20 protein-coding genes are annotated in these 26,471 nt (G+C 71.1%); 13 read left to right on the forward strand and 7 right to left on the reverse strand.

Features of this window, described 5'->3' with window-relative positions:
- A partial coding sequence (locus E1161_RS12505; protein ID WP_408011986.1) for a bifunctional metallophosphatase/5'-nucleotidase occupies positions 1–1,649 on the reverse strand: 1,649 nt, incomplete at its 3' end.
- A gap of 291 nt (positions 1,650–1,940) precedes the next feature.
- Here E1161_RS12505 and E1161_RS12510 point away from each other — a divergent pair.
- Together E1161_RS12510 and E1161_RS27130 are read left to right on the forward strand one after the other, a co-directional pair.
- Positions 1,941–3,257, forward strand: a complete 1,317-nt coding sequence (locus E1161_RS12510) for an FAD-binding protein (RefSeq protein ID WP_132622880.1) — start codon at positions 1,941–1,943, stop codon at positions 3,255–3,257.
- Between the two features lie 138 nt (positions 3,258–3,395).
- On the forward strand, positions 3,396–3,566 hold the full coding sequence (locus E1161_RS27130; RefSeq protein ID WP_165939767.1) for a hypothetical protein: 171 nt from the start codon (positions 3,396–3,398) through the stop codon (positions 3,564–3,566).
- 174 nt (positions 3,567–3,740) lie between these two features.
- On the opposite strand, the gene E1161_RS12515 is transcribed toward E1161_RS27130, so the two are convergent.
- Positions 3,741–4,367: a maleylpyruvate isomerase family mycothiol-dependent enzyme gene (locus E1161_RS12515; protein WP_132622882.1), complete on the reverse strand. Its 627-nt coding sequence runs from the start codon at positions 4,365–4,367 to the stop codon at positions 3,741–3,743.
- Positions 4,368–4,452: 85 nt separating this feature from the next.
- Positions 4,453–5,850: an alpha/beta hydrolase gene (locus E1161_RS12520; RefSeq protein ID WP_132622884.1), complete on the reverse strand. Its 1,398-nt coding sequence runs from the start codon at positions 5,848–5,850 to the stop codon at positions 4,453–4,455.
- Between the two features lie 94 nt (positions 5,851–5,944).
- On the opposite strand from E1161_RS12520, the gene E1161_RS12525 reads away from it, so the two are divergent.
- Genes E1161_RS12525 through E1161_RS12575 form a run of 11 tightly spaced genes read left to right on the forward strand, consistent with a single transcriptional unit; the run spans position 5,945 to position 17,411 of the window.
- Positions 5,945–7,204: an ATP-grasp domain-containing protein gene (locus E1161_RS12525; RefSeq protein ID WP_132622886.1), complete on the forward strand. Its 1,260-nt coding sequence runs from the start codon at positions 5,945–5,947 to the stop codon at positions 7,202–7,204.
- Complete coding sequence (locus E1161_RS12530; protein WP_235874985.1) at positions 7,201–7,980, forward strand: hypothetical protein; 780 nt, start codon at positions 7,201–7,203, stop codon at positions 7,978–7,980. The genes E1161_RS12525 and E1161_RS12530 overlap by 4 nt, the downstream gene beginning before the upstream one ends.
- On the forward strand, positions 7,977–9,026 hold the full coding sequence (locus E1161_RS12535) for a PLP-dependent cysteine synthase family protein (protein ID WP_132622888.1): 1,050 nt from the start codon (positions 7,977–7,979) through the stop codon (positions 9,024–9,026). The genes E1161_RS12530 and E1161_RS12535 overlap by 4 nt, the downstream gene beginning before the upstream one ends.
- A complete protein-coding gene (locus tag E1161_RS12540; protein WP_235874986.1) occupies positions 9,023–10,030 on the forward strand; it encodes a dipeptide epimerase in 1,008 nt (335 codons plus the stop codon). Before E1161_RS12535 ends, E1161_RS12540 begins: the two co-directional genes overlap by 4 nt.
- Positions 10,027–11,292 carry an MFS transporter gene (locus E1161_RS12545; RefSeq protein ID WP_132622890.1) on the forward strand — a complete coding sequence of 422 codons (1,266 nt, stop codon included), beginning with the start codon at positions 10,027–10,029 and terminating at the stop codon, positions 11,290–11,292. Before E1161_RS12540 ends, E1161_RS12545 begins: the two co-directional genes overlap by 4 nt.
- Positions 11,277–12,092, forward strand: a complete 816-nt coding sequence (locus E1161_RS12550; RefSeq protein WP_132622892.1) for a class I SAM-dependent DNA methyltransferase — start codon at positions 11,277–11,279, stop codon at positions 12,090–12,092. Before E1161_RS12545 ends, E1161_RS12550 begins: the two co-directional genes overlap by 16 nt.
- A gap of 11 nt (positions 12,093–12,103) precedes the next feature.
- Positions 12,104–13,630, forward strand: coding sequence for an ABC transporter substrate-binding protein (locus E1161_RS12555; RefSeq protein ID WP_132622894.1), 1,527 nt, complete (start codon positions 12,104–12,106; stop codon positions 13,628–13,630).
- The gene (locus E1161_RS12560) at positions 13,627–14,565 is read left to right on the forward strand and encodes an ABC transporter permease (RefSeq protein WP_235874987.1); all 939 of its coding nucleotides are present in this window, start codon (positions 13,627–13,629) and stop codon (positions 14,563–14,565) included. The genes E1161_RS12555 and E1161_RS12560 overlap by 4 nt, the downstream gene beginning before the upstream one ends.
- Entirely contained in the window at positions 14,562–15,359 is a 798-nt protein-coding gene (locus E1161_RS12565; RefSeq protein ID WP_207920211.1) for an ABC transporter permease, read from the forward strand. Before E1161_RS12560 ends, E1161_RS12565 begins: the two co-directional genes overlap by 4 nt.
- On the forward strand, positions 15,356–16,816 hold the full coding sequence (locus E1161_RS12570) for an ABC transporter ATP-binding protein (RefSeq protein ID WP_235874988.1): 1,461 nt from the start codon (positions 15,356–15,358) through the stop codon (positions 16,814–16,816). Before E1161_RS12565 ends, E1161_RS12570 begins: the two co-directional genes overlap by 4 nt.
- A gap of 40 nt (positions 16,817–16,856) precedes the next feature.
- On the forward strand, positions 16,857–17,411 hold the full coding sequence (locus E1161_RS12575; RefSeq protein ID WP_235874989.1) for a GNAT family N-acetyltransferase: 555 nt from the start codon (positions 16,857–16,859) through the stop codon (positions 17,409–17,411).
- A 229-nt stretch (positions 17,412–17,640) separates the two neighbouring features.
- On the opposite strand, the gene E1161_RS12580 is transcribed toward E1161_RS12575, so the two are convergent.
- The 4 genes from E1161_RS12580 to E1161_RS12595 all read right to left on the reverse strand — a co-directional run bounded on the left by E1161_RS12580 (position 17,641) and on the right by E1161_RS12595 (position 26,388).
- Positions 17,641–18,513 carry a macrolide 2'-phosphotransferase gene (locus E1161_RS12580; RefSeq protein WP_165939768.1) on the reverse strand — a complete coding sequence of 291 codons (873 nt, stop codon included), beginning with the start codon at positions 18,511–18,513 and terminating at the stop codon, positions 17,641–17,643.
- A 101-nt stretch (positions 18,514–18,614) separates the two neighbouring features.
- Positions 18,615–22,010 (reverse strand): right-handed parallel beta-helix repeat-containing protein, encoded by a 3,396-nt coding sequence (locus E1161_RS12585; RefSeq protein WP_132622898.1) that lies wholly within the window; start codon positions 22,008–22,010, stop codon positions 18,615–18,617.
- Entirely contained in the window at positions 22,007–22,975 is a 969-nt protein-coding gene (locus tag E1161_RS12590) for a hypothetical protein (protein WP_132622900.1), read from the reverse strand. Before E1161_RS12590 ends, E1161_RS12585 begins: the two co-directional genes overlap by 4 nt.
- Positions 22,972–26,388 carry a hypothetical protein gene (locus E1161_RS12595; RefSeq protein ID WP_132622902.1) on the reverse strand — a complete coding sequence of 1,139 codons (3,417 nt, stop codon included), beginning with the start codon at positions 26,386–26,388 and terminating at the stop codon, positions 22,972–22,974. Before E1161_RS12595 ends, E1161_RS12590 begins: the two co-directional genes overlap by 4 nt.
- Positions 26,389–26,471 lie beyond the last annotated feature (83 nt).

Raw genomic sequence — 26,471 nt, forward strand, 5'->3', positions numbered from 1 at the left:
GGGGTGATGCCGGGGTGGGCGTTGAGGTACGCGAGGAAGGCGTCGAGGTCGACGGGTCCGCCGACGACCTCTGTGCCCTTGGTGAGTTCGGAGAACCCGTCGCCGCCTCCGGCGAGGAAGTTGTTCACCGAAACCCGGTAGGGCGCGTTGGGGTCGACCGGCTGACCGTTGATGCTGATTTCGGTGACCTTCGAACCGATCGGCGCACCCGCCGAGTAGCTGTAGTGCAGACCGGCCGAGACCTGCAGGATGTTCGTCTCCTCCGGGGTCCACTGCTGCTCCAGGACGGCCCTGAGCTGGGCGCCGGTGAGCGTCATGGTCTGCATGATGTTGCCGAACGGCTGGACAGCGAACGCCTCGCCGTAGGTGACCACGCCGTCGCCTTCACCAACCGGTGAGCCGGGGAAGAGCAAGTCCGCGCGGATGCCGCCGGGGTTGGTGATGGCGATGTGCGGCGAGTTGGCCGCGGTCGCCTCGAACTGCGCGTCGGCGATGACGTCGCCCATCGGCGACTCCCCGGACGGGGCGGGGGTGCGGGGCAGGTCGCCGGTGATGCTGCCGACCGGCCGGTTGGCGATCGGGGCCGCCTTCGTGGCGGCCTCGTCGATCAGCGCCTGGGCTGCGGGGTCGGCGGGCACGTCACGTGTGACGACCTCGTTGCGCGCCTTGGTCTCCGAGCGCACGACGTCCTTGCTGACGCGGTCGATGGCCAGGTCGGCGACCGAGAGCAGCCGGCCGTAGGAGGCGGCTTGCAGCACCTGGCGCGGGTTGCCCGCCGGGTCGGCGACGGTGCAGTTGTACTGGGCGTGGCTGTGCCCGGTGAAGATCAGGTCGACGTTCGGCGACGCGGCCTTGACGATCTCGCTCGCCGGTCCCGGCGTCAGGTTGCAGTCGTCGGGCCCACCGCCCTCGGTGCCGTCGCCCTGGTGCAGCAGCACGACCTGCGCCTTCACGCCCATGGTGTCGAGCATCTTCGAGGTGCGGTTGATGGCCTCGACCTCGTCGCCGAACTCGAGACCCTCGATGGCTCCGGGGGCGACCACCGACGGAAGCTCCTCCAGCGTCGCCCCGATGATGCCGACGCGCGTGCCGTTGACGTTCTGGACGTCGAACGGCCTGAGCGCGGGACCACCGTCGGCGAAGGTGACGTTGGCGCCGAGCTGTTCGAAGTCCGCGCCGGGGAACGGGTTCCGGAACTGGCAGGCGTCGACGGGGTGGCAACCGCCATCGGACATCCGTCGCAGTTCCTCGAATCCCTCGTCGAATTCGTGGTTCCCGACGACCGAAGTGGACACGCCGAGCTGGTTGAGGAATTCGATCGTGGGCTCGTCGTGGAACAGCGCGCTGTTGACCGGCGAGGCACCGACGTTGTCGCCTGCCGAGAGCACCAGCGAGTTCTCCACCTCTCCGCGCAGCCGCGCCACGTGGGTGGCCAGGAACTGCGCACCGCCGGCGTCGACGGCGGTACCGTCGGGCAGCGTGACGCGGCCGGACGAGCCCGCCGGGGGTTCGAGGTTGCCGTGCAGGTCGTTGAACGTGATCAGCCGGACCTGCGTGGTCGACGGGGCCGCCGCCGCTGCCGGGGCCGTCGACCCGGCTGGGGCCGCGGTCACCGCCGCCGCGGCCAGCACGGCGGTCCCCAGCGCCACCGGACGGCTGAACCGAGCTGTCCTCACACCGATTTCCTTCCGATGAATGCCCTCCGCCACTTCCCGGACGGGCCGGAGGGTCGCCAGCGGAATCCTCTCCCGCGCACATGTCCAAGACCAGCACCACCAGGTGAATGTCTGGAAGCAGACACCCACGTCGCCCCGGGCTCGGCGAAACCCCTGAAACCGGTCTGACCAGGGGAGAAAGCATGGGGAAAGCCCTGGCCCTCAGGATGGACTCCGTTTTGGACAGGGCGGCTGGCGGACGTCGTTCACGTGGGGGTGAGCGGGATGGATTCGGGCGCGCCCGATCTCTCCACCTTCCCGGAACTGCCGGGGCGCGGAGCCCTGGTCACCGAGGGCGACGAGCTGCACGCCTCCGACCTCGGCAACCTCGTCGACCGCAGACCCGCCGCGATCCTGCGTCCGCGTACCACCGCCGACATCGCCGTCGCGGCCGCCTGGTGCTGCCGCAACGGCGTCCCGCTGCGCGCCCACGGCACCCTGCACACCACCGGCGGACAGGCGCTGTGCCCGTCCAGCGGGATCCAGGTCGACATGCGCAGCCTCGACCTCATCCACGCGGTGACCGACGAGCACGCCGACGTCGAGGCGGGAGTGCTCCTGCACGACGTCGTCTGGCACGCCTGGCTGCGCGGACGCCGGTTGACCTCGGGGCCCACCGGATACCTCCAGCTGAGCACCGGTGGAGTGCTCAGCGTCGGCGGCATTTCCAGCCTGCACAGCGAAGGGGCGATCATCGACCGGGTGCGGGCCGTCGAGGTGGTCACTCCGCCGGGAGCCGTGCGGTGGTGCACACCGGAGCGCAACCGCGGACTGTTCGACGCGGTCCTCGGCGGGCTCGGCTGCGCGGGGATCATCACGCGCGCGCGGCTGGCGCTGACCCCGGTTCCGCCGCTGGCCAGGGTGTACGACCTGCACTTCCCATCGCTGCAGGACGCGGTGCGCGCAACTCGCGTGCTGGTCGGGCGCGGCGAGGTCGACGACCTGCTGATCCGCTGGTTCGCTCCGCATCGCCACCGCTACCAGCTCCGCTGCACCGCCTACCACCGCGCGGACCGGCCACCTGACGACGCGCACCTGCTGCGCGGGCTCGACGTGACCGCGCAGGTCCGGGACGTCACCTACTGGGAGTTCGCGACCAGCACCGACAACCGCTACGAGCCGTTCGTGGCGGCCGGCTGGGACCGTGTGCACAAGGTGTGGGCGGACTACTTCATGCCCGATTCGGCGCTGGACGAGTTCCTGACCGCCACGGCACCGGAGATCACCGAACTCGATCTCAGCGAAACCAGCATCGGGCTGCTGATCCCGCACCGCCGCTCGTCCTTCACCCGGCCCGGCCTGCGACTTCCGGACGACGAGCTGGTGTGGCTGTTCGACATGCTCTCCGACGCCGCGGGTCAGACCGATCCGTTCTGGCTACCGGACCGGCTTCGCCGCAACCAGCGCTGGCACCGCCGCGCCGCCGAGCTCGGCGGAACCCTCTACCCCATCGGCACCGATCTCGACCCCGCCTCCCACGCCCTGGTGCTCGCCCGCCCCGGCCAGATGTCCTTCGCGCAGGAGGACCAGTGCCTCAGGTGAGCGTCTCGGTGCCGACGACGTCGAGCAGCCGCAACCGCTCCGCCGCGCCCTCTTCCAGGGCGGTGCAGGCGAGCACTCGCAGGTCGCTGGCGGGCACTTCCAGCACGTCGCGGTCCACCGGGATGGGCCCGAGCTCGGATGGTCGATTGGAGTGCCGACGTGCTCACCGACGTGCGGGAGTCCCACAGCCCGGCGAAGCGCTGGAACGCGCGCAGGTCGCCGATCAGCGCGCGGCCGGGAATGCTGTGCCCGCTGGTGGGGCGGGCTTCCCCGGCGCGCGCTGCGTCGATCCGGAGAACCGCACCGTGACGACCTCGCCGACGCCGGGCGTCTGGGAGGTGCTGCAGTACCCGCGCTGCCCGCCCGCCGCATCACCCGCGAGCACTACCCGGGCAAGTCCGCCTGGCGCCGGATGCCAACGCCACCGCCTCCGAGGTTCCGACCATCCCGCCACCGCGCGGCTGAGAGCTGGCTGCCAGCGGCTCAGAGCCTGGCGGCGAGGATGGCCTTGCCCTCTCCGGTGAGCTCGGTGAAGGCGGCCGCCCTCCCGGCGAGGACCATCAGCAGCGCTTCGCCGGGTCCCCGGACTTCGGGGCCTTCGCCGCGGGTCCAGTCGAGGTCCGCGGCCACCAGGCGCAGGCCGGCGGCGCGCTTCTTCGCGCCGACGGGTGGGGCTTTGAACGCCAGGTCCAGAACCGTTCGCAACCGTTGCGGTGGGATTTCGCGCGGATGGCCGAGCGGACGGCGGATGTCCTGGTGGTGGATCAGAGCGTCCACCAGCGGGATCATGCCGCCCAGGAAAGTGATCGGGCCGGTGGGCCGGAGGTTGGCGCGCAGCCGGTCGAGCAGTTCGCCGGTGCTGCGGGCACGGGTCTCGGCGACGCCGAGATCGTTGATGGCCTCCGGCGTGAACCCCGCCCTGGCAGCGCGCTTGAGCACGTCGGGCCAGGTGAGGTCGTCGTAGCTGATCGCGTGCGCGACCACGTCGCGCACCCGCCAGCCCGCGCACAGGCTCGGTGCCTCCCACTGCTGGCGGGTGAGCGTGCCGAGGTACTCCGCGAGGTCGGTCCGTTCGGCGACGGCCATCGCCATCGTGTCGGCGCTGCGCATCGACCACCTCCAGTTCCCGGTGCGCCACGCCCGCACCGGAGCCCGTCACGACCGAGGTCTCGGCGTGCATCCGGTTCGAGCGGGTTCACGGTAGCCCCGGCCCCTGACAGTGGAGGCCATCCTCCGGGAGTTCGCCGGTGAGCAGGTAGTTCGCGGCCGCGTCGTCGACGCACGAGTTGCGCTGGCTGGCGAAGACGCCGTGCGAGTAGGAGTCGCGCAGGGTCACCATGCGCGCGCCGGGAAGCCTGGCCTGCATCCGCCGGGCACCGTCGAGCGGGGTGGTCGGGTCGTGCTCGGCCTGGGTGAGCAGCACCGGCGGCATCTCCGGGTGCCCGAACCGGGCGGGCTCGACCGGTTCCGGCCAGTAGGCGCAGGTGGTGGCTTCGAGGCCGGTGACGATCGGTTCTGGGTCGGCCGCGCGCAGCGCCCGGAGGGACCCGATGACCTCGTCCTCGGTGGGACGCGTGCTGTCGGCGCACTTGACGGTGCGCAGAGCCGCCTCGTAGTTGCGGGAATCCGGGTCGCTCTCGGGCAGGGCGGGGCTCAGCGGAGCGCCCTCGTGCACGTGGGCGCTGAGGTCACGAGCGAAGGGCTCCCAGCGCTCGGTGCGCGAGAGGGTCTTGTAGAGGAGGTTGTCGAACTCCGCCGGGCCGAAATCCCCGGTCAGCCCTGCCCGTACCGCCGAATGCACCTCGCGGACCTGCTGCTTCTCCTCGCCGAGCCCGAACTCCGGGTGGGCGGCGATCCATTCGAAGAGGGTGTCGCGCTGGTCGAGCATCGCGAACGCCTGCCGGACGTCGAAGTCGTGCCAGCGGTCCGGGCTCACGACGCTGTCGAGCACCATCCGCCCGACGCGGTCGGGGAACTGCGCGGCGTAGGCGGCGCCGAGGTAGCTGCCGTAGGAGACGCCGAGGAAGTTGAGCTTGGGCTCCCCGAGCGCTTCACGGATGCGGTCCACGTCTCGGGCGGTGCTCGCGGTGCTCATCCACGCCGCGTCCGGGTTGTGGCGCAGGCAGTCCTCGGCCATCCCGCGTAATCGGTGCAGGTGTTCGGTTTCCGCTCGCCGACCGTCCGGAACCGGCTCGGGCGCGGGGTGTTCGAACAGTCCGCCCAGCTCACCGCAGTCCAGCGGAGCGCTTCGGCCGACGCCGCGCGGGTCGAACCCGATGATGTCGTAGCTGCGCCGCACCGACTCCGGCAGCTTCTCACCCTTGCTCACCGCGTATTCCAGCCCAGAACCCCCGGGCCCTCCCGGGTTGACCAGCAGCGCACCCCGGTGTTCGGCGGGCGTGCCGGTCGCGCGCACGCGCGAGATCGCGATCGAGATCGACCGGTCCCCCTCGCCCAGCGGTACCGACAGCTCCGCGCACTCGGCACCTTCGAAGGGGCATGCACCGAACTCAGGCGGCTCGGCCGCCGCAGGCGCTGCGGTGAGCAAGGGGGCGAGCAGCGCCAGCGCCACCACCGGTCGAAGCGTTCTCATCACTTCGGGTTCACATCCCTACGGCCAGTTGTCAGACTTAATGAAAACGATTATCATCGCCGAGCGTCAGGCGCAATGGCTGGGAGGAGTCGGTGTGAGTCACCTGTTGTTGGTGGAGAGCTGGGTCGGGGCGATGAGCACGTTGCTCCCCAGAGCGATCAACGAGGAAGGCCACCGGTTCAGCTTCGTCACCAGAGATCTCCAGCACTACCTGCGCTCCACCCCCGGGCACGGTCCGCATCCGCTGCTCGGGGCGGACAACGTGCTCACCTGCGAGACCAACGACGCCGAAGTGCTGCTCCCGCACCTGGAACGGCTGCGACCGGTGCTGGGCTTCGACGGGGTGGCGACCTCGTGCGACTACTACCTGCCCACCGCCGCGAAGATCGCTCAGCGGCTGGGACTTCCCGGTCCCGCGCCGGAAGCCGTCGAGAGCGCCTGCGCCAAGGACCGGACGCGGCGCGCGCTGCACGAGGCCGGAGTGCCCGGACCGGCGTTCGCGCTCGCCGAGACGCTGCGCGGCTTGGAAGAGGCCGCTGCGGCGATGGGTTTCCCGCTGGTGCTCAAGCCCGTCGACCTGTGCGCGGGCATGTTCGTGCGGCGGGTCGACGACGTCGAGCAGCTGCGCGCGGCTTTCGCCGAGCTGCAGGGGTTTCCGGTCAACGCTCGTGGCCAGCAACGCAGTCCCGTGGTGTTGCTGGAGGAGCTGTTGACCGGTGCCGAGGTGAGCGTGGAGACGGTCACCTCCGGCGGACGGACCACGGTCGTCGGAGTCACCGACAAGAGCGTCGCCGGCGCACCGTGGTTCGTCGAAACCGGTCACATGTTCCCGGCCCCGCTCGACGACGAGACCCGCGACGGCGTCATCGCGACCGCCGTGGCCGCGATCGAGGCGCTGGGCCTGGACAACACCGTCTGCCACACCGAGATCAAGCTGACCGCCGACGGCCCGCGCATCGTCGAGGTCAACCCGCGTCCGGCGGGCAACCAGATCACCGAGCTGATCCGCCGCGTCACCGGCATCGACCTCGCCGCGGTGCACGCGCAAGTCGCGTTGGGTGAGGAGCCCGCGCTCAGCCCGGTGGACACCGGGGCGTCGAGCGCGGCGATCTCGTTCCTGCTGCCGCCGCGCACCGGTCCGATCGCCGAGATCCAAGGCACCGAAGCGCTGCGCGATCCGGCGGTGGCTGAGTGGGCGCTCAAGCCCGCTGGCCACCGCGCCGGGCCCGCGACCAGCAACAACAACTACCTGGGTCACGTGATGGTGACCAGCGACCGGCCGGGCGCGGCGCGTCCGCACGCCGAGCTGCTGATCTCCGGGCTGGACGTGCGCTACGCGGAGGACGCCGCGTGACGGCGCTGGACGACCTGGTCGAGACCGCGCTCCCCGTAGCGGATTCTGAGGTCAGCGTGGGTTTCCTGACCCAACAAGGGGTCCGGCACGCCTCTCGGCAGAGGTCCTACCGCAACCACGTGCTCAGCCTCCGCGTCGGTGACGCCGTCGGGTCCTGCGCGGTGGAGCCCGGCGAGGTCGGCGAGGACGTCGTGCTGGACTGCGTCGGCGAACCCGTCCGCAAGCTCCTGCGGCACCCGCTGCCCGCCGTGCGGATCGCCGCCCTGGACGCGCACCTGCAACACCTGCGTCCGCACCACGAGCACGCCGAGGCCGTGCACCTCGAACGCGGCGACTCGCTGCGGAAATCGCTGCACCGCTCGGAGCACGTCGTGGGCCTGCTGCCCCCCGGGGTCCGCCGGGTGCTGGTCGTGGGCGTCGTGAACTCGTTGCTGCAACGCCTGCGGGAACGCGGGATCAGCTACGTGGCCTGCGACCGCAAAGGCGGCCGCACCGAGTGGGACGAGCCGGTGATCACCGACGCCGAGGGCGCGCTGGCCGACTGCGAGGCGGTGATGGCCTCCGGGATGGTGCTGGGCAGCGCAACCTTCCAGACCCTGCTCGACCACGCGCGCCGGACCGGAGGACCGCTGGTGTTCTTCGCCCAGACCGGGAGCGGCATCCTGCCGCACTTCCTCGGCGACGGCGTCACGGCCGTGTCCGCCGAGCCGTACCCGTTCTTCTGGCTCGACGGTGGCCCGAGCGTGCTCTACCGCTACTCGGAGGTGGCTTCGTGAACCCCGACCTCCTCGACCTGGTTCGGGAGACGCCCCTCGCTCGCGTGTCGGCGCCGCTGCCGCGTCCCCACCCGGGGTTCTGGGCGAAGCTCGAATGCCTCAGCGCGGGTGGGATGAAGGCCCGCGCCGCCCTGTCGATGCTGCGCGGCGCCCGCCGGCGCGGCGAGCTGCGCCCCGGAGCGCCCGTCGTGGAGTCGACCAGCGGAACTCTCGGCGTGGGACTGGCCTTCGCAGGGAACGCGCTGGGACATCCGATCGTGCTGGTCGTCGACAGCGAGCTCGAACCCGGCATGCGCGCGCTGCTGCGGGCCCACGGAGCCCGGCTGGAGGTCGTCGACCAACCGCACCCGGTGGGCGGCTGGCAGCAGTCGCGACTGGACCGGGTGCAGCGGATCTGCCGCGACCTGCCCGGCGCCTACTGGCCGGACCAGTACAACAACCCCGACAACCCGGCCGGCTACGACGAGATGGGAGCCGAGATCGCCCGATGTCTGGACCGCGTCGACGTGCTGGTGTGCAGCGTCGGTTCGGGCGGGCACAGCTCCGGTGCGATCCGCGCGGTGCGCGAGCGGTGGCCGCAGGCACGGCTGATCGGCGTGGACACCGTCGGATCGACGATCTTCGGTCAGCCCGCGCGTCCTCGCGTGATGCGCGGCCTCGGCAGCAGCATCCACCCGCGCAACGTCGCCTACGAGCTCTTCGACGAGGTGCACTGGGTCGGCCCCGCCGAGGCGGTCGCCGCCTGCCGCACCCTGGCCCGCGACTCCTTCGTCACCGGTGGCTGGAGCACCGGCGCGGTGGCACTGGTCGCGGCGTGGGCGTCGCGGGTGGAGCCGGGGACGAACGTCGTGACGGTGTTCCCCGACGGTCCGCAGCGCTACCTGGGCACCGTCTTCGACGACGACTACTGCCGCGCACGAGGACTCCTCGACGGCACCACGGCGACCCGGCCGGTGGAGGTCACCGACCCCGAGGTCGAGGCCACGGGGTGGACGCGCTGCCGGGTGATCAGCGACCCGCTGGTGAAGCTGGAGGTGCCCGCGTGAAGCTGAGGTGGCGGGTGGGTGGACTCGCGCTGCGCGAACCGCTGCGGATCTCGCGATCGGTGATGGCCGAACGGGGCGCGGTCACCGTCACCGCGGAGCACGACGGCGTCGTCGGCCACGGCGAAGTGGTGACCAGCGTCTACTACGGACTGGACGTGGACCGCATCGAGCGGGAGCTCGTCGCCGCGCAACGGGAGCTCGCCCCGCTCGATCCCACTTCCGCGCTGGTGGCGGGAATCTCGGCTTCCCCCGGCGTGCGGTCGGCGGTGGACGCCGCGTTGCACGACCTGGTGGCCCGCACGCGCGGCGTCGCCGTCTACGACCTGGTCGGGACGGCGCCGAGCTGGCCGGTGCCCACGGCCCGCACCATCGGCATCACCCCGACGCACCGCGCCGTGGCGTCGGCCTGCGAACTGGCCTCCCAGGGGTTCCGGCTGCTCAAGGTGAAGATCGGCGCGGAGCCCGAGGAACTCGACCGGGTCAAGGCCATCCGCGACGCGCTGCCGGACGTCCGGCTGGTCCTGGACCCCAATGGCGCCTGGGAGCCCGAGCGGGCAGCCGACATGCTGCGCGCTGCGGCCGGGTTCGACGTCGACGCGGTGGAACAGCCCATCGCTGCGGGCACACCCGACGTGCTCGCCCAGGTGGCAGTGGACTCCCCGATCCCGGTGATCGCCGACGAGGACGCCCGAACCGTCGACGACGTGCGCGCGCTGGGCTCGCGGGTGCACGGGATCAACATCAAACTGCCCGAGTGCGGTGGGATTCGGGCTGCGCGGGAACTCGTGGACACCGCACGGGACTTCGGCATCGACGTGATGCTCGGGTGCCAGGTCGCCAGTTCGCTGGGAATCGCCCCGGCCGTGCACCTGACCGGGCTGGCCCGCTGGGTCGACCTCGACGGTCACCTGCTGCTTGCCCGTGATCCGTGGACGGGCATCGGCGGTGAGGACGGTCTGCTGCGGGTCACCGACACCACGGGACTGGGGGTTCGACCCGCTTGAAGACCTGGCGACTCATCCGCACCTACCCGCTGGCGGTGCAGGTGCTGCTGGTCAACCAGCTCGGCGTGAACACCGGCTTCTACCTGCTCATCCCCTACCTCGCCGGCTACCTCGGGCACGACCTCGGGATGTCGGCGGCGGTGGTCGGGGTGATCCTGGGCGTGCGCAACCTCAGCCAGCAGGGACTGTTCCTGGTCGGTGGCTCCGCCGCGGACCGGCTCGGCGCGCGCGGCGTCATCGTCGCCGGATGCGCGCTGCGCGCGGTGGGCTTCGGGTTGTTCGCCTTCGGTTCCTCGGTGCCGGTGCTGCTGGGTGCCTCGGTGCTCAGCGGCCTGGCCGGTGCCCTGTTCAACCCGGCGGTGCGCGCCTACCTCGCGACCGAGGCCGGTGACCGCCGCGCCGAGGTGTTCTCGCTGTTCAACGTGTTCGCCAACACCGGAATGCTGCTCGGTCCGCTGCTGGGCAGCGCCCTGCTGCTGGTGAACTTCCGGCTCTCGGCGGTGATCGCGGCGGTCATCTTCGCGCTGCTGACGGTCGCGCAGGTGCTGGTGCTGCCGGTGCGGCGTGTGGAGCGCTCGGGAACCTCGGTTCTGACCGACTGGCGTGGCGTGCTCACCGACCGCCGGTTCCTGGCCTTCACCGGAGCGCTGACCGGCATGTTCGCCCTGCAGAACCAGCTCTACCTGGTGCTTCCGATGCATGCCGAGCAGTTCACCGGTTCGCCCGCGGCGGTGTCGGTGATCTTCCTGGTGTCGACGGCGGCGAGCCTGCTGCTGCAGGTGCGCATCACCGCCCGGTTCTCCGAGCGGTGGAGCCGGGGGCGTTCCATCGCGACCGGACTGGCCCTGATGGGTGGGTCGTTCGCCGTCACCGCCGTCGCCGCGGGCCTGCTGCCCGGCGCGCCCCCGGACTCGCCCGGGGAGGCGCTGCTGCGGCTGACTCCGGTGCTGGTCACCGCGTTCGGGTTGTCCGTCGGCGTGATGCTGGCGCAACCGTTCGTCTACGAGCTCATCCCGTCGTTCGGAGGCACGGCACTGTCCGGCACCTACTTCGGCGTGTTCTACCTGGCCTCCGGTCTGACGGCCGCCGCGGGCAACGCCCTCATCGGCTGGGCCACCGACCTCGCAGCCCCGAGCCTGCCGTGGCTCCCGTCCGCCCTGTGCGTCCTCATCGGACTCGCCTCCGCACTGGCCGTCCTCGCCGTCCACCACCGCACCGGCATCGGCCCCCGAAACGAGGAATCCGCATGCGCAACTTCCTGACCGACAACCCCGAGGTCTACGAGGCCTGGTTCCCCGACCCCAACCACACCGCGGCCACCTTCGTCCACGACGTCATCACCCGCTTCACCGGATCTCAGTGGAAATCCGAACCCCGATCTCCACTGAAACCCCAACGCCCGGGCCGGGACCTGCTCGACGTGGGGTGCGGGACGGGACGGGACGCGCGGTGCTGGGTGCGCATCGGGTACCGGGTGACCGGCATCGACACCTCCGCGGACATGGTCTCGCACGCCCAGGAGCACTGCCCGGAGGCGGAATTCGTCGTCGCCGACATGCGGGAGTTCTCGCTGGGCCGGGCGTTCGACGTGATCACCTGCCTGGACAGCGCGCTGCTGTACTGCCACCGCAACGAGGAGCTGGTGTCGTTCCTGCGGCGATGCCACGAGCACCTCCGTCCCGGCGGGCTGCTGATCGCCGAAGCCCGCAACGGTGCGTTCTTCCTGGGCAACACCGAACTGCTGGACGAGGCCTCCGAACGCGAGCTCACCCACGACGGATCGACCTACCGGTCCCGGACGCGATTGTGGATCGACCACGCCGAACAGCTGCTGCGGCGGGAGCGCGTGTGGCGGCACGACGGCTCCGAGCTCGTCCAGCGCTCCGCCTGGCGGTTGCTGTTCCCGCAGGAACTGCGCCACTTCGCGGACACCTGCGGATTCGAGGTCCTGGCCCTGTTCGACGAACCCGGCCCCCGCACCGACACCCGGTGGCAGGCCGACGCGGAGCTGTCCCAGCGGATGTCCGGAGACCGCCTGCACCTGATCGCACGCCGACGCTAGAGGAGATCCCCATGCAGAACCTGAACCGCCGCGGCTTCCTGGGACTGACCGCCGGTGCCGTCCTGCTGAGCGGTTGCGCCCCGGGTGGCGGAACCACCGCGGGAGCGCCGAAACCCGGTGGCCGGTTACGCGCAGCGTTCTCCGGCGGTGGCGCCGCCGAGGTACTCGACCCGCACGAGACCGACCTCTACATCGAGATCGCCCGCGCCAAGGCCCTCTACGACAAGCTCGCCGACTACGGCTCGGACATGTCCCCGCAGCCCCGGCTGGCCGAGCGCTGGGAGCCCTCCGCCGACCTGCTGACCTGGCGGATCACGTTGCGGCGAACGAACTTCCACGACGGCCGCCCGTTGCGCGCCGCCGACGTGCTGGCCAGCTACGCCCGCATCACCGAACCCGGCGGCAGCCGCCGCGCCAAGTCCACCCTCTCGGTGATCGACCTGGCGCACAGCCGCGCGATCGACGACCGCACCGTCGAGTTCCGGCTCAAGCGGCCCTATGCCGAGTTCCCCAACGCACTGGCCACCCTCGGCGCCTACATCATCCCCGAGGGCACGACCGACTTCAGCAAGCCGAACGGAACCGGCCCGTTCGAGCTGGTCTCCTTCGAGCCGGGCCGCTCCTTCCTGGCGGCGCGCAATCCCGGGTACTTCGACGGCGCTCCGCTGGTCGACGAGCTGCAGATCGTGGTCACCAACGACGAGGCAGCGCGGGTGAACGCGCTGCTGGGCAAGCAGATCGACTACGCCCACGACCTCACCCTCACCAGCGCCCGCACCCACGAGTCCAGCGGTCAGCTCCAGGTCCACCGGTTGCCGCTGGGCAACTTCCACGGCTTGGCGATGAAGGTCGACCGCCCGCCGTTCGACCGCCTCGAGCTCCGGCAGGCCATGTTCCACCTCATCGACCGCGAGGAGCTGCTGCGCTCGGTGCTGCAGGGCTCCGGCCAGGTTGGCAACGACCTCTACGGCAAGGGATACCGCTACTACGCCGAACTACCGCAACGCCGGCAGGACCTGGAGCGGGCGCGAGCGCTGGTGAAGCAGGCCGGGGCCGAGGGCACGACCATCGACTTCAACACCTCCGACGCCTCCACCGGTTTGAAGGAGGCGGCGATGGCCATCAGCGACCAGGCGCGCAAGGTGGGGCTCAACCTCAACGTGCGGCTGGGCAACAAGGACACCTACTGGTCCGACATCAACAAGAGCGGCGTCCTGGCCAGCTACCGGTCCGGCGGGATGCCGCTGGACTCGCACTTCTCCCAGCGGTTGCTGTCGGGCTCCACGACCAACAACACCGCGTGGCGGCGCCCGGAGTTCGACGCCCTCTACGACGAAGCGCAGTCCAGCCTGGACGAGAGCCGCCGCGCCGAGGTCTACCGGCGCATGCAGGAGCAGCTGTTCAACGAGGGCGGCTTCGTGTGGTGGGGGGTGTCCGACTGGATCGTCGCCTCGGCCGCCAACGTCGGCGGGGTCGACGACCGGGCACCCGCCAACACCCTGGACTGGGCGCGCTTCGACAAGGTGTGGCTGGCGTGATCCACTACCTGCTTCGCCGCGTCCTGCTCGGCGTCGTCCAGGTGTTCCTCGTGGTCGTGGGGATCTTCCTGCTGACCGAAGCGCTCCCCGGCGATGCGGCCGTGACGATCGCCGGGGACAACCCGGATCCGTCCGTCATCGCCGGACTTCGGAAACAGCTGGGCCTGGACAGGCCGAGGTGGCAGCGGTTCGCGGACTGGGTCCGCGCCGCTGCCCAGGGCGATCTCGGCACCTCGCTGGCGGGTCCGCGCAGCGTCGCCGAGGTCATCGGATCGGCCGCCGGGCCGACGCTGCTGCTGGCCTGCCTGGCGCTGGTGCTGCTGGTGCCGTTGTCGACCGGTGTCGGCATGCTGGCCGCTCGCCGGGAAGGCGGCCGGCTGGACCGGGCGATCACCAGCACCACGCTCGGGCTGTACGCGGCACCGGAGTTCGCGATGGCGATCCTGCTGGTGACGGTCTTCGCCGTGCAGCTGGGCTGGTTCCCGCCGACGGCCGTGGGCGGTTCCCTGCTGAGCCGGCCCGATCTGCTGGTGCTGCCGGTCGTCGTGCTGCTGCTGCGGCCGATCTGCTCGCTGAGCCGCCTCGTGCGCGCCGGGATGATCGAGGCGCAACGCTCCCCCTACGTGCAGCACGCCCGGCGTCTCGGGCTCTCACCTGCCCGGATCCGGTTCGCGCACGCGCTGCCCAACGCCGCGGCCCCGGCGGTGCAGCAGCTGGCCCGGACCGCGGACTGGCTGATCGGTGGCGTGATCGTGGTGGAGGCCATCTTCGTGGTTCCGGGGCTCGGAACGACGCTGCTGGAGGCTGTCTCGGCGCGGGACCTGCCGGTGCTGCAGGGGCTGGCGCTGGTCTTCGCGAGCACGACGGTGCTGGTCAACCTCGGCGCCGACGTCGCCGCCCGCATCCTGTCCCCCACCGCGGAGGCCCACCGATGAGCAGGTACCTGATCCCCGGCTCGCTGGTCGCCGTACCGGTGCTGGTGGCGCTGTTCGGTCCGCTGTTCGCCGCGGACGATCCCGCCAAGGACGTGGCGTTCGTGCTCGGCGGCGGGCACCTGTTCGGCACCGACTTCGTCGGCCGCGACGTGCTCGACGAGGTGCTGCTCGGCGGCCGGTCGCTGGTGTTCACAGCCCTGACGGCCACCGCCTGCACCTACCTGCTGGCCCTCCCGCTGGGGCTGCTCGCGGGCATGACCCGCAACCGGCTGCTGGACGAGGTGGTGATGCGTCCGCTGGACCTGCTGCTCGCGGTCCCGTCGATGCTGATGTTGCTGCTGCTGGCGGCGCTGTCACCCGGCCGACCGTGGGTGCTGGTGGCGGTCGTAGCGCTGATCAACCTCCCGGACGTCGTGCGCATCACCCGCGCCGCCGCGCTCTCGCTGGCGGCACGGCCCGCCGTGGAGGCGATGCGCCTGCAGGGCGAGAGCCGCGCGCGCATCGCGGTGGGCTACGTCGCCCGCGCGATGCGCCGCACGCTCGCCGCCGACATGGGAACCCGGTTCACCGGGGCGATCTACCTGGTGGCTTCGGCGAGCTTCCTCGGCGTCGGGCTCTCCCCGCAGGCCGGGGACTGGGCGGCGATGGTGGACCGCAACCGCACCGGACTGTTCCTGCAGCCGTGGGCGGTCGTGCTGCCCGCGCTGCTGATCATCGCGCTGTCGGTCGGGGTGAACCTGCTGTTCGACCGCTGGCTCCGGCAGTCCGACACGACCTTCCTGGAGGCCCGGTGACCGCCATCGACGTGCGGAACCTGACCGTCACCCTCGGCGACCGCGAGCTGGTCTCGAACGCCACGTTCAGCCTGGCAGGCGGCGAGATCACTGCGCTCGTCGGCGAGTCCGGCAGCGGCAAGACCACCACCGCGCTCGCTCTGCTCGGCGAGGAACCGCCGGGCGCGGTGATCTCCGGTGACGTCGGCATCGACGGGCAGGTGGGCTTCATCCCGCAGCAGCCGTCGGCGGCGCTGAACCCGGTGCGCCGCATCGGTTCGGTGCTCGCCGAGGTCGCCCGGCTGCACGCGCCGAAGCAGCAGGTCCGGCACCGAGTCCTGGACGCGCTCCGGCGCGCGCAGGTCCCGGACGGCGAGCGGTTCCTGCGGCGCTACCCGCATCAGCTCTCCGGTGGTCAGCAGCAGCGGATCGTGCTGGCCCAGGCCCTCATCGGCGACCCGAAGCTGCTCATCGCCGACGAACCGACGACCGGTCAGGACCCGGTCACGAGATCGCAGCTGGCCGCGGAGCTGCGGGCGGTCGCGGAGCAGGGCGTCGCGATCCTGCTGCTCACCCACGACCTCGACCTGGTCCGCGACCTCGCGCACCAGGTCCTGCTCGTGGAGGGCGGCCGCGTTCGTCCCTCCGATGTGGACGGCATCGGCGAAGCGACGGCGATCGCACCAGCACCTCCGCAGGCGGCGGACCCGGTCCTGTCCGTGCGGGACCTCACCGCCGGCCATCGCGGGACCGACACCCTCCACGGCGTTTCGCTGCAGGTCGCGCCGGGCGAGAGGCTCGCGGTGCTGGGCCGTTCCGGCGGCGGGAAGACCACCCTCGCGCGGTGCGTCTCCGGACTCCACCGGTACCGGTCGGGAGAGGTCTTGCTCGGCGGTGATCGGCTGTCGCCGGTGCTGCGCCGGCGTTCGCGGGAGCAGCTCGCCCGCGTGCAGCACGTCTTCCAGGACGCGCGCGCTTCGTTCAGCGAGTTCACCCCGGTGCTGGACCAGGTCGCTCGGACCGCGGAGCGGTTGCGGGGCGTCCCCGGTGACCAGGCGCGGGCGCGAGCCGCCGATGAGCTGGCGCAGCTGGGAATTCACGGATCGACCGCGAGGCGGAAACCGGCGGGCCTGTCCGGCGGGGAGTTGCAGCGTGCCGCGCTGGTTCGCGCGGTGCTCGCCGAGCCGGACGTGCTGATCTGCGACGAGATCACCTCCGGCCTGGACCCGAGACGACGAGCGGACCTGCTGGACGTGCTGGCCAAGCTGCAGCACAACACCGGGTGCGCGCTGCTGGTCATCACCCACGACCTGGCCGGTGTCGCCGGGCTCGCGCACCGCGTCCTGGTGCTCGACGAGGGCCGGGTGGTCGAGCAGGGACCCGCCGCCGAAGTCCTGGCCTCACCGCGGCACGAGGTCACCAGGTCCCTCGTCACCGCCGGAGCGGGAGGTCGGGAGACATGGCGGGCAGCTAATTGAATATGATTTTCAAAATGGTTTCTCGTCGGAGGAGGTACACGTGATCCAGCTCGGGGAGCGACAGATCGGCCGCTACGTGGTGCGCGAAGCGACCCGGGCGGACGCGGCCGGCGCCAGGTCGGTCATGCTCGACACCTTCTACCAGGAGTTCGGTTACGGCTACGACCCTCGCTGGCACGACGACGTCGTCGACATGGACACCGCCTACTTCGACGACCCCCGGCAGGCGCTGCTGGTCGCCGCGCTGGACGACGAGGTCGTCGCCACCACCTCCGTCCGCGCCGACGGCCCGCAGAGCCCGCCGCACGCTCCCTGGCTCGCCGAGCGATACCCGTCGGGCACGACCGCGCAGATCTTCCGCGTCTACGTCCGCCGCGAGCACCGGCGCCGCGGACTGGCCAGGGAACTGGTCGAGATGGCCTGCCGGTTCGTCGCGCTGACACCCGGCTACGAGTCGATCTACCTGCACACCAACGTCGCCATCGCCGGCGCTGAGCCGTTCTGGCGCAGCGTCGCCAAGGAGATCCACGACGGCCGCACCGACCCGGCCCACAGCCCGGCCGTGCACTTCGAGATCCCGATCCCGGTCGTCTGACCGTTGGCCACCTCGACCTCACCCTGCGCATCACTCCACGGTGGGGTGAGCAAACGTTCCTCGCGCCAACCGGTTTCAGCGCGTGATCGATTTGCCACCCCATCCAGCGATGGGTGTTCGCTAGCGTTTTCGAACGCAGCGCGGCACACTTGAAACATCAGTTCGACGGGCGAGATTTTCGTTCGGCGACTTGCTGTTTGACAAGTGCAGAGTGGGAAAACACAGGCGCTCAACCGAGAAGGCGCCGCTGCGCGATCTCCAGGAATCCACCACGTCCCGACTCTACCGCGTACACACCCAGCGAGATCGAGAACCGGAACTCGGAGAGGAACCGAACATGCGACAGGAATTCAGCTCGTACGCTCCCACCGGCCTGCGCATAACCCGCCAGCAGCCGCGACAGACCGCGCTCGCCGAACGCGTTGTGTGCGGCCACGAAATCCAGCGCCGGGTCGTCGACCGCGGCATCCGTCCAGTCCAGAACCCCTGTCAGACGACCGGAATCACCCACCAGGCAATGCCCCGGGTGCAGATCCGCGTGAACCAGGCGCAGATCCGCGGCCCGTGACCAGTACACGTCGTCGTGGATCCACGATCGCCAGCGCGCCACCTTCTTCTCGGGAACCTCCATCATGCTCTGCGCCAGCCTCAGGTGATCGTCGGTCTCCTCCCGGAGATCCCGAGCGCCCGAGACCGGCACGCCCAGCCGTGCGACCTCGTCGACCTCGGTGCGGTGCAGTTCCGCGATCACCGCACCGAGGTCGTCGAAGAACTCCTCGGCGGGCTCGCGCCACCACTGGTACTCCAGGGTTCTCGGGTGTTCCGGCCCCAGAGGTCGTCCCGGGAGCCTGCGGTAGGCGACGAGCTCGGGCGTGCAGATCTCCCAGTCGGGAACGGCGACGGGCAGGCGTGGGCGCAGGTGCTCCAGCAGGCGCCGCTCGCCCTCGATCAGGTCGCCGACCTCGCCGCGCCGGGGTGCGCGCAGCACCCAGCGGGTCCCGTCGGCGTCCACCGCATGTCCGACCCGGAAGTCCCAGCCGGTCTCATCGATCTCCTCGACCCGGACCCGAAGGCCATGACGTTCCGCGAGTCCTGCCAGCACCACTCCGACGTTAGCCGACCTGTCCACGTGGTTTCAGACGCGAGCGGTGCGACCGCGAGAGCGCCCGCACCGCCCGCGCTCCGAGCGACTCGGCTTCCGGGTCAGCCGCTGGCGACCTCGCCCGCGGCGGGAACGTCGTCGGGCAGCAGCAGGCAGAGGTCCTCCAACGTCGGGGACGCCGTGCGCCGCAATCTCTTCGCGTGCCGGGTGACCGCGGCGTCCATGACCTGGCGCGCGTAACGACCGTTGCCGAACGAGGGGCCCCGCGGCGTCGACACGAAGTGCGCCCGCAGCGCCGCGACCGTCGGGCCGGTGCACTCGTAGCCGGCCGCAGCGGCGTGCTGGGTGACGATGGTGACCAGCTCGTCGTTGCTGTAGTCGGCGAAGCGCACCCGCTGCGAGAAGCGCGAGGACAGACCGGGGTTGGCGGACAGGAACTCCTCCATCTGCCCCTCGTACCCGGCCGCCACCACCACGACCTCGTCGCGGTGGTCCTCCATCAGCTTGACCAGCGTGTCGATGGCCTCCTGACCGAAGTCGGAGCTGGAGCCGCGCTGCGAGGAAAGCGTGTACGCCTCGTCGATGAACAGCACGCCGCCGCGCGCCCGGTCGAACGCCTCGGTGGTGCGGTGGGCGGTGTGGCCGACGTACTCGCCGACCAGGTCACCACGACCGACCTCGACGACCTGCCCCCGCTGGAGGATGCCCAGCGCGGCGAGGATCTCGCCGTAGAGGCGGGCGATCGTCGTCTTACCGGTACCGGGCGGCCCGCCGAAGATCAGGTGCCTGCTCAGCGACGGCACCGGCAGTCCGGCGGCCTGGCGCTGCTTGGCCGAGGCCAGCAGGTCGACCATGTTGCCGACCTCCGATTTCACGTCGGCCAGGCCGACCATGTGGTGCAGCTTGTTGAGCAGGCTCTCCACCTTGGCCGTGTCCGCGGTGGACGCACCGGCTCCGACACCGCTGCCCGGCAGCGCACCGATGTCCTCCGGCAGCAGACGGGTCATCGCAACGGGGTTGAGCTCGGGGTCGTCGGCGAGGCGGTATGCCTGGCGGCCGATCATCTCCTCGAAGACCTTGCGGGCGGTGCGGCCGTTGCCGAACGCCTCGTCCCGCGGGTACTTCGAGAAGTGGCCGAGCACGGCCTCGCGGGTCTCGAACTCCAGCCGGTAGTCGTTGGCGCGGCACATGCCCTCGACGATGGTGACCAGTTCTTCGTTGCTGTAGTCGGCGAACTCGATGGTCCGCGAGAACCGGGAGCCCAGACCGGGGTTGGTGGCCAGGAACTTGCGCATCTCCATGGTGTAACCGGCGACGATGACCACCACGTCCTCGCGGTGGTCCTCCATCAGCTTGACCAGCGTGTCCACGGCTTCCTGACCGAAGTCGGCGCCGCCGCCACCTCCACCGGAGAGCGTGTATGCCTCGTCGATGAACAGCACGCCGCCGAGGGCCTTCTCGAAGCGCTCGGTGGTCTTCAGCGCGGTACCACCGACGACGCTGGCCACCAGGTCGGCGCGGCCGACCTCGATGAGCTGGCCGGCGCGCAGCACGCCGAGTTCCTTGAGGATCTGCCCGTAGAGCCGCGCGACCGTCGTCTTACCGGTACCGGGCGAACCCGCGAACACCAGGTGCCTGCTCATCGGCGGCATCGGCAGCCCGACCGCCGCGCGCTTCTCGGCCATCTGCTCCAGGCGGGTCAGGACCTCCACCTCGCGCTTGACGCCGGTGAGGCCGACCAGCGCATCGAGCTCACCGAGGAGCTCTCCCAACCGGCCTTCCGAGCTCCGCTTGGCCTTCATGGGTTCGGGGTCGTAGCCGGACTCGCTCGACGGCGCCGCGTCAGCGCTGCGGGAGCTGCCGAAGTGCTGGTCGTCCTCGGATTCGGGTGCGGTTTCGCCGGAGTCGCTCTCCGGATCACCGTTCTGAGCGCTGGTGATTCCGCTGAGCCGCACGTTGTCGCGGCGGACCTGCAACCGCACACCGGCGCCGCCGTTGTCCTTGGTGACGGTGTCGCGAACGCTGATCGACTCGGTGGAGCCGACGACGATGCCGTCGGCGGCGTTGCCGGAGATCTCGCAGCGGTCGAGCACGCCGGAGGAACCGGCCGCCCACTCCAGGCCGTTGCCCTCGCAGCCGCGGATGCGGGTCTGCTCCAGGGCCACCGATGAGGTTCCGGACGCTTTCGCACCGTGCTCTCCAGCGCCGGAGAGGTCGCAGCTGTGCAGCACCGATTGGCCATCGACGACCAGCACCGCGGTGCCCCCGCTGCCCGCGACGGTGACACCGCGCAGGTCGGCGGAGCTCTGCTCGCTGACGCGCACCCCGGCGCCCCCGGCGCCGGAGATGGCGACGTCCTCGACCTCGATCTGCGCCTTCGCTGCCAGCAGGACCGCATCACCGGTCGCGTCCGCGACAGCACCACCGGAGATGGTGGCCTTCGAACCGCGCACCTCGATGCCGGGACCGGCCGGCCGTCGCAGCGTCAGCTCGCGGAACATCCCGGTGCCGTTCTCGGTCACGACCACCCCGGCGCCACCGGCACCTGTCACGTCGAGCGAGGAGAACGACGGCGACGCCCCGGCGATCCACACCCCGGCGTCGCGGGAGTCCACGATGGTGCACTCGCCGAACTCGCCCTGTGACCCTTCGAGCACGTGCACGCCGTACCCGGCGGGCTTGTCGATGCGCAGCCGGTGGATCTCGGGCTCGCACTGCTGCACCAGCACGACGCCCTGCGCCGCGGAGGAGGCGATCGTGCAGTCCTCGATCACCGGCGTCGACCGGGAGGCGATGAGCAGGCCGACACCGGCCGGCTCGGTGATGGACGTGCCGCTCAGCCTGAAGGAGCTGTTTCCCTCCACCACCACGGCGGGGTTGCCGGCGCGCACGATCCGGGAGTCGCGCATGGCGCCCCGGGCGCGTTCCGCGGCCAGCACGGCGCTGCCTTCGGCGTCGGTGATGGTGCAGCCGACGAACTGCGGGTCGGCATCGGTGCGGATGACGACCGCGGCGGCCTTGACGTTGCTGATCGTGCAGTTCCCGAAGTGGCCCTCGGCGCCGTCGATGGCGATCACCCCGGCCCCGGCGGGGTTGGTGAACTCGGTTCCGCTGGCACTGGCCTCGGTTTGGCCGTGCACGTAGAGCGCTGCCGCCGACGACGCCTCGACGCGGCATTCCTCCAGCCTCAACCGGCCGGTGGAGACGTCGATGGCCGAGGTATCGGCGCCGCTGTGGATCAGGACCAAGCCCGAGAGCACCGCGGTTTCGGCTGCCATCACGACGGCCGGGTCACCGGTGGACTCGATGCGCACGCCCCCTTCCGCTCCCGCCGCCGACAGCGTGACGTCGCGGCTGAGCACCACCGACTCGGTGTAGGTGCCCGGCTGGATTGAGATGACGTCGCCGGTGGTCGCCGCGGCGATGGCGTCGCCGATGGTGCGGAACGAGTCCGGGGCCGTCGCGGAGACCGACAGCATCGATCGTGTGTTGGTCATTCTCGCCCCAGTTGTTCGCCAGCCGATTCGAGTTCCGAAAGTTCGGTGAGAACCCCCATCGCGCGGTGGAGGTCCACCCGGCCGAGCGCGGGAGGCTCGGTGTTCGCGGCCACCACGTGCGAGACCAGGTCGGGATCCGGCGCCAGGTGGTAGCGGTCGAGGTAGTAGTGCACCGCGTCGTTCCAGACCCACGTGCCGTCCGAGCGGAAGTTCAGCGGCACGGTGCGGTTCGGATCGATCACGTCGGGCATGACCTGGTTGGTGGCCATCGCGATCGGCGCCGAGCGCAGGTAACCGAGCATGCGCTGCCGTTCCGCCGCTTCCGCGCGCGGGTGATCGGGCCGGAAGAACGGTTCGCCGGAGGTGTCGGCACCGTCGAAGACCCGCGCCAGCCGCGCGGGCGGAGCCGGGTTCCAGACCAGTGTGGACGTCGCCAGCGCGGCCTCGTGGTACTGGGTCGGGGCCGCGTCGGTGTGGAAGACCTCGACTCGCGGTTCGGCACCCGCTCCGGTGAGCCCGTGCTGGATCTCGGCGGTGAGCTCGACGAGGTCGGCGTCCTGTTCGGCTTCGACGAGGTACACCGTTTCTGTCGTCGTCTCCGCCGAGACCCGGCCGCTGCGCCACAGCGCCCGCACTCCCCCGACCCGCTCGGCGGACCGCGCTGCGGCCTCGTCAGCGTCGGCGGCGGATTCCGCGGTGAACCGCCACGGCGGTGGGTCGGTGGCACGCGGTGCCTCCGCGAGCGCGGCGGCGTCGAGGCCGTGGGCCTGCGCCAGATCCATGAGCAGTTCGACCTCCGGCTCGGTCAGCGCCAGTCCCAGGCCGACGGCGCTGATCAACGTGTCGGCGACCTCGTCGAGCTCTTCGTCGGCCAGGCAGGTGCGCAGCACGGCCAGCTCGCCATCAGTAATCCGGCCAGCCAGCTGGAGCAGCAACCGGTGCACCTCGGGTGGTTCCGGGCTCACCGATCGACTCCGGCTGCCTTGGCGAACGGGCTCGTCGGCTCGCCGAGCAGCACCGAGTACCGCTCGCGGTCGGGGGCGGCGACATCAGCGGCAGGCCGCTCGTCACGGTTCTTCGCGGCCTCGGTCAGGCGTTCCAGGACGCGGGCGTCGTGCCGCTTGCGGGCCTCCTCCGACCGCTGCTTCTTCCCGACCTCGGTGAGCAGCACACGACCGGCGTCGGCTTCCACCGCCAGCACCCGGTAGGACGTGGCGGGTGGGAACACGACGTCGGCCGAGTTCTCGTCGGAGGCGAGACCTCCGAGCCGCCGCGCGGTCACCGACCAGATGAGCAGTTCCACCGAGCCGGGCACGGGGGCCGACTCGTCCGAGACCCCGAGCATCGGTGCGGGTTCGACGAGTTCGCTTCCGACCACGTACTCCTCGACGGTTTCGGCGTCGCCGGGGCCGCCGCGCACGACCAGTCCCTGCAGCGACGGAAGCCGCCGCAAACCACCCGCCAGGCAGGAGATGAACGGGTAGTGCGAGGCCACATCGCCGGTGCGGATCGCGTTGACGAACTCACGCTGGTCAGAGGTCGCGAACACGTGCACTGCGGCGAGTTCGGTCAGCATCGCGTCATCCACCGGCATGCCGCCTCGCAGTCCCGGCCGCTCGGCGAGCAGCCGGGTCACCGAGCGCGTGGCCGCGTCGTACTTCCAGCCGAGGGACTTCTTGAACTGCTGCCGGTCCTCCTCGGTGCTGGCGTGGTCGACCAGCAGCAGCGGCTTCAACGCGGCTGCGGTGACCTCATCATCGGTCTCGGCCTCCGCGACGGCCTCGGGCGCATCGGCGTTCGTCTCGGTGGCCTCGACGGACGACACCTGCTCCGCCGCAGCGGTCTCCTGGTGGTGTGCGGAGTGCACGGACGCTGCTCGGTTGTCGGCCGGGTTCAACGTTGTCGTCTGCTCCGCAGCCGACTGCGAATCGGTGGCGTCGTCCTGGGCCCCCTCGTTCGTCGCGTCCTCCGCTGCTGCCGACTCGACCGTGTCGGAAACCACGAGCGGCGCAGCGGACGCCGCGGGCTCGGCGGGCACAACGGTCGTCGACACCGGAACAGCCGACAAGATCTGCTCCGGTGCGGGCCGTCGCTGGGCCGCCGCCAATGTGGCAGCAGGAGCAGGGATCCGGTTGATCGCGGCAGCGGGGGCTGCCTGAGCCGGGCCGGGCGCGGCGGTGGCCGGGCGAGGTGTCGGCTGCGCTGCGGGTGCCACCGGTGGGGGCGATGGTTGGCTCGGCGCGGGCGGTGCGGGAACCGGGGCCGCCGACATTCGCGGTGCCACGGGTGGTGGCCCGGCCGCCGGTGCGACGGGCGGCGGTGCCACGGGCGGCGGTGCCACGGGTGCCGGGGCTTCCGGTGCCACGTCCGAGCGCAACGGAGCGGCCGGTTCCGGCTCAGGTCCTGGTTCTGGTGCCGCGTGCTCCATCGACGGGAGCGGGGTGCTGGACGCGACGGCAGGGATCTGCACCGATGTCGCCGTGACGGGCACCGCGACCGGGCTCGCGACGACAAGCTTCCGCGTCTCGACCGACTGCGGGACTTCCGCTTCGACGATTGCGGCACGCGTCGGCGTGATCGGCTCGCCCGGTCCCTGGTGCGAGGGCTGCTGGGCGTCCGGCGCCGAAGGGGCTGGTGCTCGCGTCGACTGCTGTTCGGACAACTGCGGAAGCGGTGTGGCCGGCCCCAGGTCCACGGGAGCCGGCGGAACGGCCGCCATCTCCGCAGCGGGAGCGGCGGGAGGCGACGCGTCGACCTGGCCCGAACGCCACCCGTCACCGATGGGCCGCATCCGTCCCTCGGCGTCGACGACGACCGGCGAGCCGATGCGCAACGGCTCCGTCGGCTGGCGCCGATTCGGCTGCGGTGCCGCGACAACCGGGGTGGTGGCGGGATGGCCCGGAGCGGGCGTCGCAGGACTCTGCTGCGCTACCGTCGGCAACTGCGTGGTGGGCTGGGCCGCCGAGGAGGAGGCCCCTGACGGGGGCGCGGGAATCCAGGCGGCGGTCTGGCCACCGGTTCCCGCAGGCACGACACCGGTGGACGCTTCCCAGGGGTGCGCGGCCAGCGGCGCGCTCACCGCGCTTTCGACGGCGGGGCCGGGGCCTGCGGTGCCGAGCAGGTGCACGTCGACCTTCAGCGACGTCGCCAGCCGACCCAGGTAATCGGGTTCGGCGTGGGGTGTGGCGATCAGTCGCAGGCGTTCCCGCGCAGCAGCGGGCAATTCACCTGCGAGTCGTTCCACCGCGGCCAGGACGCGCTGAGGCGGTGGTCCGCCCGCGGAGCTGATGACGAAGTTGACGGCGTCCGGCGAGATGGGGAGCCTCGACGCGACCGGGTCGACCGGCACGCGGACGGGGCGCACGAGCAGACCGGCCGGCAGCACGTCGACCAGCCAACCGTCCTGAAGCCAGAACGTTCCGGTTCCGGCGCCGGTGAGCCCGGACATCGGCGACAACCAGTTTCGCGGGATCGGCGGAACTCCCGGCTGGTAGATGCTCTCCAGCACGAACGGGAGCCAGCTGGGCCGGCCCGATTCGTCGGGCACCAGCCAGGTCTGCCCGCCTTCGGGCAAGTACTGGGGCACGGCGTGGCAGCCGTGCACGGGTTGCCCGATCAGCTCGGCGAGCTGCTGCGCGATGGGCCGGACGCTCACCGGCTCGGGCCCGTACCCGATCAGCCCGAACGTCTCGCGCAGTTGAGCGGGGAACCCACCGACGAGCGCAGCGAGGGCTTCGGTCGCCGGCAGCGGCTCACCGGGTGCGCCGACGACGATGGCCAGCCGATCGCGCGACAGCGGGACCCGGAACCCGATGTCGGAGTGCGGCCTGCCCGGTTGACCGGCGGTGCGCACCCAGATCCCGGCGGGAATGGGGGTGACGCTGATCCGCGGGTCGATCGGCCGGGTCCGCAGGCTCGTGGAAAGCCCGTCCTGCCATTCCGGGATGGGATAGCTGGGGCCGTCGTGCAGCTTCGCCCGGCCGGGCCGGAATCGGACCCATCCGGTCTGCTGTCCAGCCGAGAAGAGCTCGCCGCCGGGGAGCATGACCAGTTCGCCGTCGGGGGCCACGACCTCGACGTCGAGGGCTTCGGACAGCCTCAGCGCCAGCGGGCGGGAACCGTTCGGGGCGGCGAGGCCCGCCCGGGGCGAGAGCAGCCGGATGGCGGGCAGGCCGACGCCGTCGGGGCGCAGTTCGGCGCGCAAGGCGGCCAGCACCTCGGGGTCGAGCTGGTCGAAAGCGGGCAGCGCGGACTCGTCGATGCAGACCTGCGTGCGCCCGTCCGCCAGGGTGAACGGTGGTGGCGGTATCGGTGCACCCGATCCCTCCGCGCGCACGACCACACCTGCACCCGTTCGCTCGACGACCAATGCGCCCATGTGCCGCCTGCCTCCTCCCTGTGGCCCCGTTTACTTCCACGGATGGCGAGCGCGAGGAGGTTCAACGCGTTCACGGGCTGTGG

This window comes from Saccharopolyspora aridisoli (assembly GCF_004348445.1).
In the GTDB taxonomy this organism is placed as follows: domain Bacteria; phylum Actinomycetota; class Actinomycetes; order Mycobacteriales; family Pseudonocardiaceae; genus Saccharopolyspora; species Saccharopolyspora aridisoli.

Excerpts from the sequence above, each read along its gene's own strand:
- E1161_RS12515 (WP_132622882.1), bottom strand. The coding sequence starts at position 4,367 with ATGCGCAGCGCCGACACGATGGCGATGGCCGTCGCCGAACGGACCGAC.
- E1161_RS12555 (WP_132622894.1), top strand. The coding sequence starts at position 12,104 with ATGCAGAACCTGAACCGCCGCGGCTTCCTGGGACTGACCGCCGGTGCC.
- E1161_RS12510 (WP_132622880.1), top strand. The coding sequence starts at position 1,941 with ATGGATTCGGGCGCGCCCGATCTCTCCACCTTCCCGGAACTGCCGGGG.
- E1161_RS27130 (WP_165939767.1), top strand. The coding sequence starts at position 3,396 with ATGGTCGATTGGAGTGCCGACGTGCTCACCGACGTGCGGGAGTCCCAC.
- E1161_RS12520 (WP_132622884.1), bottom strand. The coding sequence starts at position 5,850 with ATGAGAACGCTTCGACCGGTGGTGGCGCTGGCGCTGCTCGCCCCCTTG.
- E1161_RS12565 (WP_207920211.1), top strand. The coding sequence starts at position 14,562 with ATGAGCAGGTACCTGATCCCCGGCTCGCTGGTCGCCGTACCGGTGCTG.
- E1161_RS12550 (WP_132622892.1), top strand. The coding sequence starts at position 11,277 with ATGCGCAACTTCCTGACCGACAACCCCGAGGTCTACGAGGCCTGGTTC.
- E1161_RS12595 (WP_132622902.1), bottom strand. The coding sequence starts at position 26,388 with ATGGGCGCATTGGTCGTCGAGCGAACGGGTGCAGGTGTGGTCGTGCGC.
- E1161_RS12585 (WP_132622898.1), bottom strand. The coding sequence starts at position 22,010 with ATGACCAACACACGATCGATGCTGTCGGTCTCCGCGACGGCCCCGGAC.